The sequence below is a fragment of the Enterococcus mundtii genome (assembly GCF_013394305.1).
GTDB classification, from domain to species: Bacteria; Bacillota; Bacilli; order Lactobacillales; family Enterococcaceae; genus Enterococcus_B; species Enterococcus_B pernyi.
The window spans coordinates 2,922,078-2,936,689 of record NZ_AP019810.1; the positions used below are offsets into that span (position 1 = coordinate 2,922,078).

Genomic DNA, 14,612 nt, shown 5'->3' on the forward strand with positions numbered 1-14,612 from the left:
ACTTCAAAAAAAGTACACTGAAATCAAAAGACTTCAATGTACTTATTCAATGACTCATCACATAAATGATTCTCTTGTCTGTTGTTTTCCTTGTTCGATATAACTGGTATCGTTGACACTTTCAATTGAAAAACGACCATTTTTATAGGTTACTTTTGTGACACTACCATTTAACAATCCAGCACGAACTGGTTGAGAAGGATCGATCAAGCTAAGAAGAAAAGCAATCGTTAGGCCGTGGGAGACGACTAAAACATTGCCACCATTGTTCTTCTCACACTGATGGGCGATATCTTCAAAACCTGACCAGACACGTTCTTTTAATTCGGCATAAGGTTGCGCCCAGCCAGCAGTATCCGTCTCATAGATGGCATTAGCGATTTGTTCAAAGGTCACATCTGTGGTGAACATCTCATCGTATGTTTGAAAATTTAGTACACGAGGAATGACACCCCACATCTCCATATCGTAGCCACCTTCTAGCGAACCAAAACACCATTCACGAATCCGTTTATCAATAAAGTAAGGAATTTCTTTCCCTTTTGTATGTTCGCTTAAAACGATCCGTGCCGTTTCGATTGCTCGGCCACTGTCGCTTGAATAGGCGTAAGAAAAATCGATATCTTTTAGACCTTTACCTAAAAAATGGATACCTTCTTGTCCTTGTTTCGTCAATGGTGTGTCACACCAGCCTTGCACACGTTCAATCGTATTGAACATTGTTTTACCATGACGGACGATATACAGGGTTGTCTCACTCATGTTGAACGACCTCCTAAGTTTGATTAAGCGTTAAAAAATGGGTTTGTTTTTTTCTCGTGTTCAATCGTTGTTGGTTCTCCATGGCCAGGATAGACCACAAATTCATTTGGTAGAACAAAAAGCTGTGTCGTGATGCTATAGAGTAACTGCTCTAAATTACCGGTGTAGAGATCGGTGCGACCGATACTCCCTTTAAAGAGTGCGTCTCCAGATATCACGAAGTCATCGAAAATAAAGCTAACACTACCGGCTGAATGACCAGGTGTTGGAACGACTTCAAATGACATATTCCCAAGACGGTATTGTTTCATTTCAAATTCATATTCCGCAGGAGAAACAATGATATTATCCATATCATCATGGCGACCAAGTCCTGAGAGATTCAAGATGGGATCTCCAAGCCATTCTTGTTCTAATGGACTGACATAGACAGGGATGTCATAGGTATTTTTCAATGCTTCGACAGCGCCAATGTGGTCGTAATGCGTATGAGTCAATAAGATAGCGACAGGTTGTTGCTGGGTCTTCTTGATTTGTTCTTGGATCATTTCAGCGTCAGCTCCTGGATCAATGATCAGAAGCGCTTCGTCGTTGTAGACAAGGTAACAGTTTTCCTCGATTGTTCCAGTTTTTAATTGTAAAACATGCATAAAAGGAAACCTCCAACTTTTAAAAATTCTTTCTTCTATCGTTCGATATAAGTATAACGCAAATATGGATCAGAAACAAAAGTGTCTACTTTTATAACATCAGTTATCTGAATTGTCAGATTATATGAAAAGTGTTTAAAAATTTTAAACGGAAGAATAGAAAATTTTCATTGATTTTTCATTTACTCTTGTTACATTGAGTGTATCCAAAAATCCAAATTCTATATCCTATATCCCTGCTTATCCGAGCAGGGTGTTTTTGTTTTTTGCGAAACGGTCTATTTTGCGGTACTCTAATACAAGAAGGAGGCGACCATGGTGAAAAAATCTAAAATATCCGTCCGTCACTTAGTCGAGTTCATCTTGCGTCGCGGAAGTATCGATAATCGAAAGAAAAGTAATCATACCGCCTTGGAAGGTGCAAAAATCCACCGCAAGCTCCAAAAAGAAGCAGGCGAAGAGTATCAAAAAGAAGTGTTCTTACAAACCAGTGTACAGCTTGATCCTTATGAACTGATCGTTGAAGGACGAGCAGATGGTATCTTCAAAAAAGATGGTGTGTACCACATCGACGAAATTAAAACGTCGGAACCACGCTTTGAAGATTTAGAACCCGAACAAGTCGAATTGTTTTTTCATCAAGCAAGAGTGTACGCCTATATTTATAGTCAAGAAAACAACTTAGAGGAGATCAACCTCCAGCTAACCTATTATCAAACCACAGAAGAAGTCATCACACGGAAAGTGGAACATCAGACGAGAGAACAACTGGAAGTGTTTTTTAAAAAACTGACCGAGGATTACCAAGAGTGGCTGATTTTTCAGCAAAATTGGCGTACGGTACGTAATGCCTCATTGATGGCACTAAAGTTTCCATACGAAGAGTATCGTAAAGGACAAAGGGAACTGGCAGTTGCTGCCTATAAAACGATCCGGACAAAACAAAAACTGTTCGCGGAAGCTCCCACTGGTACTGGAAAAACGATCTCTACATTATTTCCATCCTTAAAGGCGATCGGAGAAGATGAAGGAGAACGTATTTTTTACTTAACCGCGAAAACCATTACGAGACATGTGGCTGAAGATGCGTTAGCAGCGTTAAAAGATGTTGGGGCTGAGACAAAAAGTGTGACCTTGACAGCTAAAGATAAGATTTGCTTCTTAGATGAGACCACGTGTAATCCAGACCAATGCCCTTATGCCAATGGCTATTATAATCGAATCAACGAGGGGTTATGGGATTTATTAAACCACGAAAACCAGATTACTCGTGAGGTAATTGAGAGATATGCGAAGAAACATACCTTATGCCCATTTGAACTCTCTTTAGATGTCAGTTTATGGTGTGACGTGATCATCGGGGATTACAACTATCTGTTCGACCCAACGGTTTACTTGAGACGATTTTTTGATGAAGAGAAAAATGAAGATCATCTTTTCTTGATCGATGAAGCACACAATTTAGTCAATCGTTCAAGAGAAATGTATTCTGCTGAATTATCTTATGGAAAAGCACGTAAAGTCTATGGAGAGATCCCGAAGGAATTTAAAAAACTACGTCGTCGATGGAATCGTCTTTTAAAAGCTTTTGATCAGATCCAAGAAATTGCTCTTGAAGAAGGATGGAACTATCATCATCAAAAAGCCCCAGCAGATTCATTGATCAACGCAGGGTTTCAACTCGGTGAATTTATTCAAGAATGGTTGGCTGAATATCCTGAACACCCGATGCAAGAGCAAATTTTAGGATTTTATTTTGACTTGAATCATTTTTTAAAAATCAGTGAATTCTATGACGATCACTATGAAACAACTGTAGAGAAAAGTTACCATGATTTGATTGTGAAGCAATTTTGCATCGATCCTAGTTTATTTTTAGAACAATCGTTGAATAAAGGACGGAGTAGTCTTTTGTTTTCTGCGAGTTTTTCACCACTTTCTTATTATCAAGAAACATTAGGGGGCAAAGAGAGTTTAGCGTATCGCTTACCTAGTCCATTCCCAATTGAGAATCAACAAGTACTTATAGCAAGTTATCTTGAAACGACGTATCGCAAAAGAGAGCAGAGTATGCCACGTTTAGTCGAAACGATTCAACGTTTCATTCAAGGGAAGAAGGGCAATTATATGATTTTCTTTCCTTCCTATCAATATTTGGACCAAGTCGCCGAAGTGTTCAAAGAAACTTACCCTTCGACTCGCACACTTATCCAAGGAACCCAGTTGAATGAACAAGAACGAGAAGATTTCTTAGCAGAATTTATAGTCGAACCGCAAGAAACATTAGTAGGCTTTTGTGTACTTGGCGGCATTTTTTCAGAAGGAATCGATCTATGCGGATCACGCTTGATTGGTAGTATGATCGTTGGTGTGGGCTTACCACAAATGAATCATGAGCAAGAGTTGATCAAATCTTACTATGATGAAAAAGAACAACTAGGTTTTGCTTATGCTTACCAGTTACCAGGAATGAATAAAGTATTGCAAGCAGCTGGGCGAGTAATCAGAGATATGGAAGATCAAGGCATTGTGCTTTTAGCAGATCAACGCTTTGTCTCATCAAATTATCGTAAACTTTTCCCGCCACATTGGCACCAAGCAAAAGAAGTTCGAACAGTTGAGGCACTATCACAAACTATCCATCAGTTTTGGCAAGACCACTAAAAAAGGACAAAGCAAAATGCTTGTCCTTTTTTAGTGATATCTCAATAGTACCCATGAACTAACGGTAGTTTGTAAATTGCAATTCGATCGGCAAGTCTAGTTTTCTTAAAAGTGCGATCACAGCTTGTAGATCATCGCGATTTTTACCAGTTACTCGGATCTGGTCTTCTTGGATCTGTGTTTTCACTTTTAGTTTTTCATTTTTGATCGCGGTCGTGATCTTCTTGCCATTATCGCGGTCGATCCCATTGACTAGATCAGCAGATTGGCGTGCTTTACCACCTAAAGCGTGTTCCGTTTCAGAAAAGTGGATATTTTTGATTGGCACATTGCGTTTATTCAATTTTCCAAACAAAACATCTTTGATTTGTTCGATTTTAAATTCATCGTCACTTAGCACAACTAATTTATTTGTATTCTCTAACTTGATCTCAACCGTTGAATCCTTGAAATCGAAACGGTTAGTTAATTCTTTCGTGGTTTGTTGGATTGCATTTTTTACTTCTTCAACAGATACTTCTGAAATGATATCAAAACTTGCATCTTTTGCCATAATGTCCTCCTCGTTCATTCGGTTTTCTTTTATTGTAGCATAGGCTTATTTTTTTTGTGACATCTTTACTAAAATTCTTCTCATTTAAGTAGTCGCTATTTTATTTTCTGGAAGAAACTGTTATTCTTACATTTGGAATAAACTTGAAAAGGAGAGGTGCTTGTGAGCAGATTCATGACTGTCTATCAAAGAAACGAAAATCTTAAGAAAATAGTGGTTATCTTGATGACCGGTTTGTCTGCAGCGGTGGCATTGAATTATTTTTTGATTCCAGCCAACGTCTTTTCTGCAGGAATGAACGGGATTGCCCAAATCATTGCTTCACTATTATCTGAATGGGTCCATATAGATGTCGATACTGGAACGTTTATTTTTCTATTGAATATTCCTGTATTTATACTAGGCTTTTTAAAAGTCGGAAAACGTGCAACTGTACTTAGTTTCATCAACGTTGTTTGTGTGTCAGTCATGACGACAGTTTTACCGACAGGACAGGTAACAGATAATATACTGATGAATGCATTAGTCGGTGGTGTTTTACTTGGCGTCGGTGTCGGTATTTCTCTAAAAATGGGTTTTACGACTGGTGGAATGGACATCATTTCATTGGTTCTTTCTCAAACGACAGGGAAAACCGTAGGAAACTATATGCTGATTTTAAATGGCATTATCGTCGTAGCAGCTGGCTTCCTCTTTAATTGGGAAAGTGCTTTGTATACAATCATCTCGATCTATGCAATGACTCAAGTCATCGATGCGATCCATACGAGTCACCAAAAAGTGACCGCCATGATTGTCACTGTGAAACCAGAAGAAGTGACTGCTGAAATTGCGCAACGCATGGTTCGGGGGATGACTCTCTTACCTTCAGTTGGTGGATATTCAAAACGTGAAGGAAAAATGATCATGATGGTCATCACACGTTACGAAATGTATGATCTTGATCAAATCGTCCATGAGATCGATGAAGATGCGTTCATCAATATTTTACCAACGCATTCCGTTTTTGGTCGCTTTGCCAATGAGAACGAACAAAAAATGTATCGTTCAACAGGGGTTCTTCCTGAAATCAAACATGCATCTAAAAAGGCAAAAAGCAAATAAAAAAGTAATAGGCAAACAAATCTACCTCTTTGTTTGTCACCTTTGAACCGAATAACTGGTGGAAAAAGAAATAAGTTCTTAGGAACTAAGAGGATCTATAAAAAAATTTGAAAAACAATTTGCGTAGCTGTCACCTTAGTTCTTGAGGTGAAAGACTTCTGTCCAGACCTTGCTAGCCAAATGAATATTTACAAACCTCTTAAAAAAAGGTATGATAAACAAAAATTGTGAGAAGGAGAATCCGAAGAATGAGTGAACAAAAATGGTCTGCTGAAGAAGTAGATGAAATCAAAGAGCGAATTCTCACCGCGTTAGAAATGGTGATTGACCCAGAACTAGGAATCGATATCGTGAACCTAGGTTTGATCTATGAAATCGAATTTGACCCTGAAAATGGAGATACCGTTGTTAAAATGACTTTGACAACGATGGGCTGTCCGTTAGCTGATATCTTGACTGAATCGATCCATGATGCACTAAAAGAAGTGCCAGAAGTGTCGAAAGCAGAAGTCAAATTAGTCTGGTATCCCGCTTGGACAACCGATAAAATGAGTCGTTATGCACGGATTGCTTTGGGGATTCGTTAAGGATGCGTGTTGATTTAACAGCGTTTCTCACTCTTTTAGTATGTAGTCTAAGCCGATTTTTCGAACTTCGGATACCAGATAAAATGAGGGTATTTTCGATACGGATACCATATCCAATGAGGAATTAAATTCTGAACTCTTTTATTAACTTTTAGAAAAAGTTGATAAGGGAGTTTTTGTTTTGCAAAATTTCGGGTTAGAGGAACTACTAGAAGAAATGTTGTTCAATGAAAAGGCTAGAGGAATTTCACCGAAAACGATAAAGAAGCATCAGAAGTTTTTGAAACTGTTCTTTGAATTTTTGAAAAAAGAGCAGATATACTTTATTGAAGACGTGAAACCAAAAAGCATTCGGCAATTCATGTTGATGAAATTAGAAGAGGGATGTGCTGAAACATATGTGAATAGCCATCTAAGAAGCATCAGAGCGTATTTTAAGTATTGTGTAGATGAAGATTATGTCCGCTACGATAGAAACCCCTGTATGCGTGTTAAGTGGGTCAAAGAGCGAAAGGTAGTTATTCAGACATTTAATGATACGGAAATCAAAGAGATGTTGGGAGTAGCAAAGAAGTTAACTTCCTTTAAACCTCAGAAAATGGATAAGCAACACACTGGCTATCAAACAAAATTCACAAATCAAAGAGATTACTTGCTCTTACTAATTCTTATAGACACAGGACTTAGAATTAATGAGATAATGAACTTAAAAGATGTTCACATTACTAATAAGGAGTTATTCGTTGAAAATGGAAAAGGGAAAAAAGATAGGATTGTTCATTGCTCACCGTTGATTTACAAAGAATATATAAAATATAAGCGAGTAGCAAACAACTTTTTTGAATATAATGAAATAGAGAATATAGACAATTATGTATTTTTGACAAGAGAAGGCAAACAATACAACTATATATTAGCTGAACGAGCAATCATAAAAATTGGGAATCAATGTGAGATTAGAAAGTCAATTCGGGTAAGCCCACACAGTTTTCGGCATTATTTTGCCCAAAAATTGGTTCGGAATGGGACAGATATTTATAGAATTCAAAAACTACTAGGACATGCTTCAATAAAAACGACTGAGGTGTATTTGAGAAGTTTAAATATTGAAGATGAAATTAGTAAAGCGGTCAATTTTTCACCGCTGCAGACGATTTAGTAGTATTATTATTCTATTTTTATTATTAATGTAATGTATAATAGAATGGACAATATGTTAGGAGTGACAGAATGAATATTACTTTTTTATTGGGGAATGGTTTTGACATTCAATGTGGCTTACAAACTTCATATATTAATTTTTATGAATATATTTTGAAGAAAAAGTATTCTATAGAACTGACCCAAGATAGGAATGATAAATTAGTTTCAAAAATTGATAATATGATATATTCGGAGATTTACAAATCTAAGGATAATATCGACACTTGGGCTGATTTGGAGCTTCAATTAGGGATATTTACTAAACGATTAAAGGAAGAAAATCAGGATACAAAACTAGCAGATAAGTTTTTAGATGATTTTGAGGTTTTACGAGAAGATTTAAACGATTATCTTAAAGGCATTCAAATACAAGATGATATTCAAATTAGCGATGATTTTTCAGATATACTATTTACTACTATGGATAAATTTTTTTATAAAGTATTGGAACAAGAATATGATGAAATTAAATTTATGTTAAGTGAAAACACTAATAGTCACTTTAATTATCGCTTTATATCTTTTAACTACACCAACAGTTTGGAAATAATTTTGCAAAATTGTAAAAAGACTGCAAAAAATAATAGTTTTAATAGTTCAAACTTACAACAAATCCTTAATAAAGAAGTAATCAATGTTCATGGAGTAATTGACCGATTTTTAACATTAGGATTGAATGATGAGACACAATTAGCATCAGATTTTTTTGATAAAGATGATTTAATTGATTTACTTAAACCTGACTCACTTGCGAATAGCAGAGAGTATAGACGTAGAAATGCTGAAAATACTATTGAGAATAGTGATATTATTGTGATTTTTGGAATGTCGATGGGTTCGACAGATAAACATTGGTGGGAAAAGATTGCTGATGTTTTGTTAAAAGCTAAAAATAAAAAACTGATTATTCATCTATATGAAAAAGAACCTAGTTATTTATCTGGTAGAAAAGTAAGATTAAGAAGAGAAAAAAAAGAAGGTGAGTTCTTATCTCATCTAGATGATTTAGACTTGTCAGATGAAAAAATATCTCAATTAAGAAAACAAATCTATATTGTGATGGATAGTCCATACATTGTTAATGCGGATTTAAGAAAATATTTGAATCAAATAGGGGGTAAAACAGACAATATAATTGATTTTGGAACAAAAGATATCGAACTATCTGAAACAGCCACCTAGTTTTTCTAGGTGGCTGTTATGAATTTGATAGATTAGGTTTTGAATGAATCAAAAGAATATTCTTTTATTTCTAAACGAGACCTATATTCTGAGGAATCAAGATATTTTTCATTCATTTTAATTCTAGCTATAGGAGAAAAATATTGTCCATAATTTTTTAGATTTGGCAAGTAGTCAGATGTGCCTGCACAGATTATGCTATTTTTATTATTGCCTTTTAATTCACCCATTCTAAGTGTGACTTCTCTAATGGCTAGTTTCTTAAATCCTTTTTCAAAGAATAAGAAATTAGTTGTTCCAGTTACCATAGATTTATATGCTATACAATCAGGTTTTTCGTTATTAATTTGGTCTATTAGAACTATATCTTCATCGGACAATGGAATATTCTTGTCACATTTCTCTAAAATATATTCAAAACCAAATTGTATTCCATCGACAATAATTAGAGGTTCTTTATTTTCTAAAGTTGGAAAGGAACTTGTTAAATCATCGTATGCCCAGAACGTAAGAATATTGTTATTAGAACCATGCTTCTTAATTTCTTTGCGAGAAGTATCTGAACAGTCTGACCAATAAGACAATTTTTGATTTGGAAATAAATGAGAATATCTATTTGAAATATTACTATTTCTTAAATTACCATGAAATAGCTCACTGACAGTTTTTCCGTAAAAACTTGAATTAAATTCAACACATCTAAAAAAGTCGAATTCTTCAGTTATCAGTATGGGTAAAGTATTATGTTTATAAACCTTTGATAGATAAGAGTGATTGGAATATAATTTGCTCATTAGTTTCTTACTCCTTAAAATAAATTAAATTTGATATTCTATAAATTTGAAATCCTCAAAAAACGATGCTATAACAATAATATAACAATATTATTAGGAGGGAGGATATGATTTCTAGAGAGTATGAGTGGTATCATTATTTAGAATTTTTGATTACTGGAAGTATTATCGGTTCAAGCGTTCCATATAGTTTTTTCAGACTTTGGAATATGGAGAATGGATATTTTTTAATTGGATTAGGTATTCTTCTCTTTATTATATTTATTGTTATTCCCAACTTTAGAGAAATGGCTTTGGTAATACCTTTTCCTATCAGTATATTGTTGATTATTGTTTCAAGTGTTGATTTTAGTATAAATACTTATTTAGCAATATTTTTGATGATATTACTCTTCATATACTTTTTATACGATAGGATAGCTTATAAAGTCATGTTTCTATAAACTATTAATTCTTTCTCGATATTTTTTAATAGCAAAAGGACTCTTTATTTCAGAAATAATACTTTCATCTTTTTTGTTGTAGATATACTCGTATAAATTTTTCCATAGTAGTTCGAGTTCATCTAAATTCTTGTTAGTTAAAAGAAAACTTAAATCTGAGCCTTTTCTTATTTTCCTAAATAAGCTTGAATATCCCATTGATTTATATATTTTTCGATTAGGCTTTCTTTTTTGATAAAAGTCTTGCTTAAACCCACCCAAAGCAATCCTTTTCAAATCATCTATTTTGATATTAGATTTTCTGAAATAAGCAATGCCATTTGCTGACCGAGCTTTTAAAACATCTAATACGGACACTTTTATGGATATATAATTAATTCTATCTGTTTTTTCGTCAAGGTAGAATAGATGATGAGTTCGACAATCTTTTAGTATAATTATTGTGAACTCGTATCCTAAAAGTGTAGCTTCATAGATATGTCCCCACTCATGCCAAAAGGTAATTTGAGCGTTTTTTCCCATTTTTTTACTATTTATAAAGAATTGAATTATGAGTTGAATAAGTAGAGTATAGTTTCTAGTGTTTAAATATGCTATTGAATTCTGATGAATAAATTGTTTTTCAAAAAGTTCAGCTACACTATGTAGTTGTCTTTTTTTATTTAAAAAATCTTTCATTTTTTGCAATTCTTCGATGGTATAAATAGACATCAAATACCCCCCCTAATCAAATTTTATAATAAAATTGTAACTGATAAGAATTTATTAATAAAGCGTGTTCTACAAATTTGCAACCTCCAGATTATGATGCTATAAAGGTCCTTATAAGGGATACTTTTGTAATTTCTATCCATCACAAAGCCTATTCTATCAATAGCTATGATGTTGATTTAGTAAAGATGGATAGATTTATATTACAAGAGATAGAAAGTATCCATAAATCATTCATCATGGAGGGAGGAAAATGACACAGAGAAAAATTAATGTCAAACCAATTAAGTCCAAAGAGGTTCTGAATCAGTTTGCCACGGAATTATTGAAAAACAAACATGGACAAAGAGATTATACAATTTTCGTGTTTGGTATTTTTACAGGACTGCGTATTTCAGATATACTTAACCTAAAAGTTAGTGATGTCAAGGGAAAACTGAAAACTGATATTGTAGAGAAAAAGACAGGGAAGAAACGAACACTGAATCTGATGCAATTAACAAATCAAATCATTATATATCTAAACGAGGAACACGATGGACAAAGCGAGTGGTTATTTCCATCTCCTAGGGATAATACGAAACATTTAGCTACACATCAGTTCTATAAGATTATGCAGAAAACGGCTAATTTCCTTGATTTAGACTATATAGGAACTCATACCTTGAGAAAAACGTTTGGGTATAGTTATTATAAAAAAACAAAAGATTTATCGAGTCTAATGAAAATTTTAAACCATAGTAGTCAAGCAGTAACGCTCAGATATATAGGAATTGAAGAAGAGGAGATTCAGTCAAGTTTAGATAATTTTAATCCGTTTCAATAAAAAATATAGAAGCACAATCAATTAAGACTGTGCTTCTTATTTTGCATTCTTTTTTGTAATGGTATTATATTGTTTTCTATTTTCCCTACTTTTTACATATAGTATTTCTAAAGTTTTGTATTTTTCTTCGTCATTTGAAAAAGTCATTTGTTTACTAGACTTAAAGTAATTAGATAAATAATAAATGAATCCAAATAGACTATCAATCTTATATAAATTCCATTGTCGTTGTTCGTTTTTTACATAGAAAAAGAAACAATCCTCGCTTTGAATATAGATTAAGATATCATCTCGAATAAAGTCCGTATTGTTTTTCACTCGATAAATACTAAAATCTTTCAATTTTTCCTTGACTATAGGTAAATGTTGCATATCAGGAATTGCAACAATATCTAAATTATTTAAAGAATGCGTATGAATTGATTGATTCTTATCATAAATACTAGAAAAGTGAATAGGCACTTCAACATGATGCTGATTTATAAATTTGGAAAACAATTCTTTACTTTCTTTAGATAAGCATTGATTAAATAATTGAAAGGCTTGGGACTTTTGAGTAAAGTTTTTATGATTATAGATATTTCTTACAGAACTATAAAAAGAAGCAGTCACGTGTTTTTGCTGATTCGTAGCTATTGAAAGTTTATTTGTTCTAAAGCCTAAAGTTAGCATTTTTTGTAAGGCATCAGCTTGCAAGTCTAAATAATTTAAATTGTCTAAATCAAATTTTTTAGCATAGTAGAAGTGTTTAGATAACTTCTTTTTAGATACCCATTTATGCTTCTCTAACGTGCTTAAACGACCTTCTAAGCCGGTTCTGTTACATTGTAGCAGTTTTTCTAAGGTAGATTCATAAATCCCATTAGATTCCATAATTAGTTGTAATAATTCAGCACCATCAATCGCTCTTTTGTTGACAATATATTTTTTCAAATTCACTCCCTCCAATAATTTTTTTACATATTTTTTTCAATAATTTTCATTCTCAAAAGTATCCATTTTTACATAGTTGGGAAAGGTCGAAATACTCCAATTCTATGACCCTTACATAGTAGGGAATCCCTCGTTCAAATTTTAGAATTTTTTTTAGGTAGCTGCTGTTTTGAAAAATCACGGAGGTTTCCATTCGAAATTTCTAAAATTTTATCAAAAATCACCTAGTTTTCAAAAAGTTCTCATGAAAGTTCTCAAAAAGTTCTTATCTATAAAATCCGAAAAGTACTTTATGTAGGGTTGATGTAGGGTATGGAAATTGACGATGTAGGGATGAAGTAGGGGTAGAAAAATTAAGAGAAAAAAAGAGAAATTTCTCTTAAGTATCCATCTCGTAATTATCCATTTTCAATTTACTCCTACCTATATTATACCATCGGAAAAATGATGATGGAAATTTGAATGACATATCTAGAATTGTTGACAAAGAAAAAAACCAACAGTTTAATTCTGCTGGTTTACTGTTAGTAATAGTTTACTACTTTAAATCTACTTTCATAGCTTTTTAGTTGTTCTTTTAATTCTTTAGGGGCGTTTAGAGTTATTTGATTTCTTGGAATAGCCATAAACCCATCAGATAAATCTGTTATTGACGTCTTATTTGTTAAAGTTAATTCTTCTAACACAGAATTTTGAAATGGAGCATACCCAAAAGATGTAAAATGTTCCCCTAATGTCAATTTCTTTATTGATGTATTATCTCTTAAAAAATATTGAACTCCTAAATTTGTTACTTTTGTTTTGCTGAAATCTAATTCAAGTATAGTGTCACTTCTCATATTTGCTGTAGAAGTCACTCTATTTAGATTAGAATTTCCAACTATTTTTTCGACCCCTTGAAATCTAGTGCCAGAATTATTAAAATCAATAGTTTTTAAATCCTTACCACGAATAGTATTCGGTAATACTAGTGTTTTTAAATTTGATTTTATACTTCCATCTTCGTTATAAGCACTTGAAGTTAAACCGTTTATTCCAATTCCGTTAGTAGTAGAAAAATTTAAGTATTCTTGGTTTGCGACTCCTGTTAAATAATCTGTTGATTGTCCTAAACTATCGCTAAATACTCCAGATAAACTAGGCTTTAAAGTATCCTTGAATAGTAAATAGCTTATCAAAACAAAAATACCGAATATTACGATTGCTACAACTACAAATAGTCCTTGTGAGCTTCCATTAGTCATTAATAATACCTCCTTTGTGTTATTTTATCACCTCTTTATTATATCGAATCTGAGTGTTTTTACAAATTTTTAGTGTATAGAAATGCTGTGTATAATTTGATAAATAAGCAATTAATGCTTTGTTTAAGGGGATATAATAAAAAAGTAATGGCATGATTCATTTTATAGACAAAGGTTATATTTGATGAGATAATATAGTTACCTTGACGAAAACCATTTATAATGACCTCTAAATCTTTAAATGTTTTTCAATTGCCCTGACTATTCCCCAGTTTGTCAGGGTATTTTTGTATTTAAAATTATTTATTTAAACTAAACTAAGAAAAAGGAAAGGAGGAAACCATTTATGACAAGAACTATTGGTTATATACGCACAAGTAAAAACACACAAGACCTAGGATTGGAAGTGCAAAGAAAAGCATTAGAACGATTTGAGCCAGATGAATTATTTTCTGAACAAATCAGTGGGCGAAAAGAAAATCGAACAGAACTAGAGAAAGCGTTGAATTGCTTGGAAAAAGGTGACACTTTACTTATTTACAATTTATCAAGGTTGAGTCGTTCCTCGAAACAATTAGTAAATTTAATGTCTGAGCTTAATCAAAAAGGGATTCACTTAAAGAGTGTCCAAGAAGCAATTGATACTTCATCAGCAACTGGCAGACTATTTTACACGGTGTTAGCAGCAATAGCTGAGTTTGAAGCGGAGAGCATTAGCATACGAACAAAAGAAGCACTAGCAAACAGTGATAAGCCATTGGGGAGACCACCAATAAAAGAAAGTAAGCGTAAAAAAATCGTTGTTTTATATAAGGGAAATCATCTATCTTTAAAAGAAATTGCAGAAAAATGTGGGGTATCCGAAAAAACTGTTTATAATATTGCTAAAAAAGAAGGTCTTTCAAGAAAATGAGACTTGATAAATTATCAATCTAAGGGTAACATTATTAGAGGGA

General features: G+C 33.3%; 15 protein-coding genes. 8 read left to right on the forward strand and 7 right to left on the reverse strand.

Annotated elements, in window-relative coordinates; genetic code table 11:
- Nucleotides 1–57: 57 nt before the first annotated feature.
- Both HZ311_RS14015 and HZ311_RS14020 read right to left on the reverse strand, forming a co-directional pair.
- Nucleotides 58–762: a histidine phosphatase family protein gene (locus tag HZ311_RS14015; protein ID WP_010735634.1), complete on the reverse strand. Its 705-nt coding sequence runs from the start codon at nt 760–762 to the stop codon at nt 58–60.
- Between the two features lie 23 nt (nt 763–785).
- Nucleotides 786–1,412, reverse strand: coding sequence for an MBL fold metallo-hydrolase (locus HZ311_RS14020; RefSeq protein ID WP_178946762.1), 627 nt, complete (start codon nt 1,410–1,412; stop codon nt 786–788).
- Nucleotides 1,413–1,727: 315 nt separating this feature from the next.
- Here HZ311_RS14020 and HZ311_RS14025 point away from each other — a divergent pair, with 315 nt between their 5' ends.
- Nucleotides 1,728–4,076, forward strand: coding sequence for an ATP-dependent DNA helicase (locus HZ311_RS14025; RefSeq protein WP_178946763.1), 2,349 nt, complete (start codon nt 1,728–1,730; stop codon nt 4,074–4,076).
- Nucleotides 4,077–4,134: 58 nt separating this feature from the next.
- Here HZ311_RS14025 and HZ311_RS14030 read toward each other — a convergent pair whose 3' ends face one another.
- Entirely contained in the window at nt 4,135–4,629 is a 495-nt protein-coding gene (locus tag HZ311_RS14030) for a YajQ family cyclic di-GMP-binding protein (protein ID WP_019723741.1), read from the reverse strand.
- A gap of 174 nt (nt 4,630–4,803) precedes the next feature.
- Between HZ311_RS14030 and HZ311_RS14035 the strand changes: the two genes are divergently transcribed.
- From HZ311_RS14035 to HZ311_RS14050, 4 genes are all read left to right on the forward strand, one after another.
- Complete coding sequence (locus HZ311_RS14035) at nt 4,804–5,733, forward strand: YitT family protein (RefSeq protein WP_034691361.1); 930 nt, start codon at nt 4,804–4,806, stop codon at nt 5,731–5,733.
- Nucleotides 5,734–5,981: 248 nt separating this feature from the next.
- Entirely contained in the window at nt 5,982–6,320 is a 339-nt protein-coding gene (locus HZ311_RS14040) for a metal-sulfur cluster assembly factor (protein ID WP_019723739.1), read from the forward strand.
- Between the two features lie 181 nt (nt 6,321–6,501).
- Nucleotides 6,502–7,479 (forward strand): tyrosine-type recombinase/integrase, encoded by a 978-nt coding sequence (locus HZ311_RS14045; protein ID WP_178946764.1) that lies wholly within the window; start codon nt 6,502–6,504, stop codon nt 7,477–7,479.
- A 71-nt stretch (nt 7,480–7,550) separates the two neighbouring features.
- Nucleotides 7,551–8,705, forward strand: coding sequence for an AbiH family protein (locus HZ311_RS14050; RefSeq protein ID WP_178946765.1), 1,155 nt, complete (start codon nt 7,551–7,553; stop codon nt 8,703–8,705).
- Nucleotides 8,706–8,737: 32 nt separating this feature from the next.
- On the opposite strand, the gene HZ311_RS14055 is transcribed toward HZ311_RS14050, so the two are convergent.
- Complete coding sequence (locus HZ311_RS14055) at nt 8,738–9,499, reverse strand: hypothetical protein (protein ID WP_178946766.1); 762 nt, start codon at nt 9,497–9,499, stop codon at nt 8,738–8,740.
- A 107-nt stretch (nt 9,500–9,606) separates the two neighbouring features.
- On the opposite strand from HZ311_RS14055, the gene HZ311_RS14060 reads away from it, so the two are divergent.
- Complete coding sequence (locus HZ311_RS14060; protein WP_156233362.1) at nt 9,607–9,942, forward strand: hypothetical protein; 336 nt, start codon at nt 9,607–9,609, stop codon at nt 9,940–9,942.
- Here the strand turns inward: HZ311_RS14060 and HZ311_RS14065 are convergent.
- Nucleotides 9,937–10,653, reverse strand: coding sequence for a hypothetical protein (locus HZ311_RS14065; protein ID WP_178946767.1), 717 nt, complete (start codon nt 10,651–10,653; stop codon nt 9,937–9,939). The two genes, HZ311_RS14060 and HZ311_RS14065, sit on opposite strands and share 6 nt — an antisense overlap.
- 253 nt (nt 10,654–10,906) lie before the next feature.
- Between HZ311_RS14065 and HZ311_RS14070 the strand changes: the two genes are divergently transcribed.
- Nucleotides 10,907–11,479 carry a tyrosine-type recombinase/integrase gene (locus HZ311_RS14070; RefSeq protein WP_178946768.1) on the forward strand — a complete coding sequence of 191 codons (573 nt, stop codon included), beginning with the start codon at nt 10,907–10,909 and terminating at the stop codon, nt 11,477–11,479.
- Between the two features lie 36 nt (nt 11,480–11,515).
- Here the strand turns inward: HZ311_RS14070 and HZ311_RS14075 are convergent, their stop codons facing one another.
- Together HZ311_RS14075 and HZ311_RS14080 are read right to left on the reverse strand one after the other, a co-directional pair.
- Nucleotides 11,516–12,412, reverse strand: coding sequence for a hypothetical protein (locus HZ311_RS14075; RefSeq protein WP_178946769.1), 897 nt, complete (start codon nt 12,410–12,412; stop codon nt 11,516–11,518).
- A 524-nt stretch (nt 12,413–12,936) separates the two neighbouring features.
- A complete protein-coding gene (locus HZ311_RS14080; RefSeq protein WP_178946770.1) occupies nt 12,937–13,656 on the reverse strand; it encodes a hypothetical protein in 720 nt (239 codons plus the stop codon).
- A 346-nt stretch (nt 13,657–14,002) separates the two neighbouring features.
- On the opposite strand from HZ311_RS14080, the gene HZ311_RS14085 reads away from it, so the two are divergent.
- Nucleotides 14,003–14,569 carry a recombinase family protein gene (locus HZ311_RS14085; protein WP_178946771.1) on the forward strand — a complete coding sequence of 189 codons (567 nt, stop codon included), beginning with the start codon at nt 14,003–14,005 and terminating at the stop codon, nt 14,567–14,569.
- Nucleotides 14,570–14,612 lie beyond the last annotated feature (43 nt).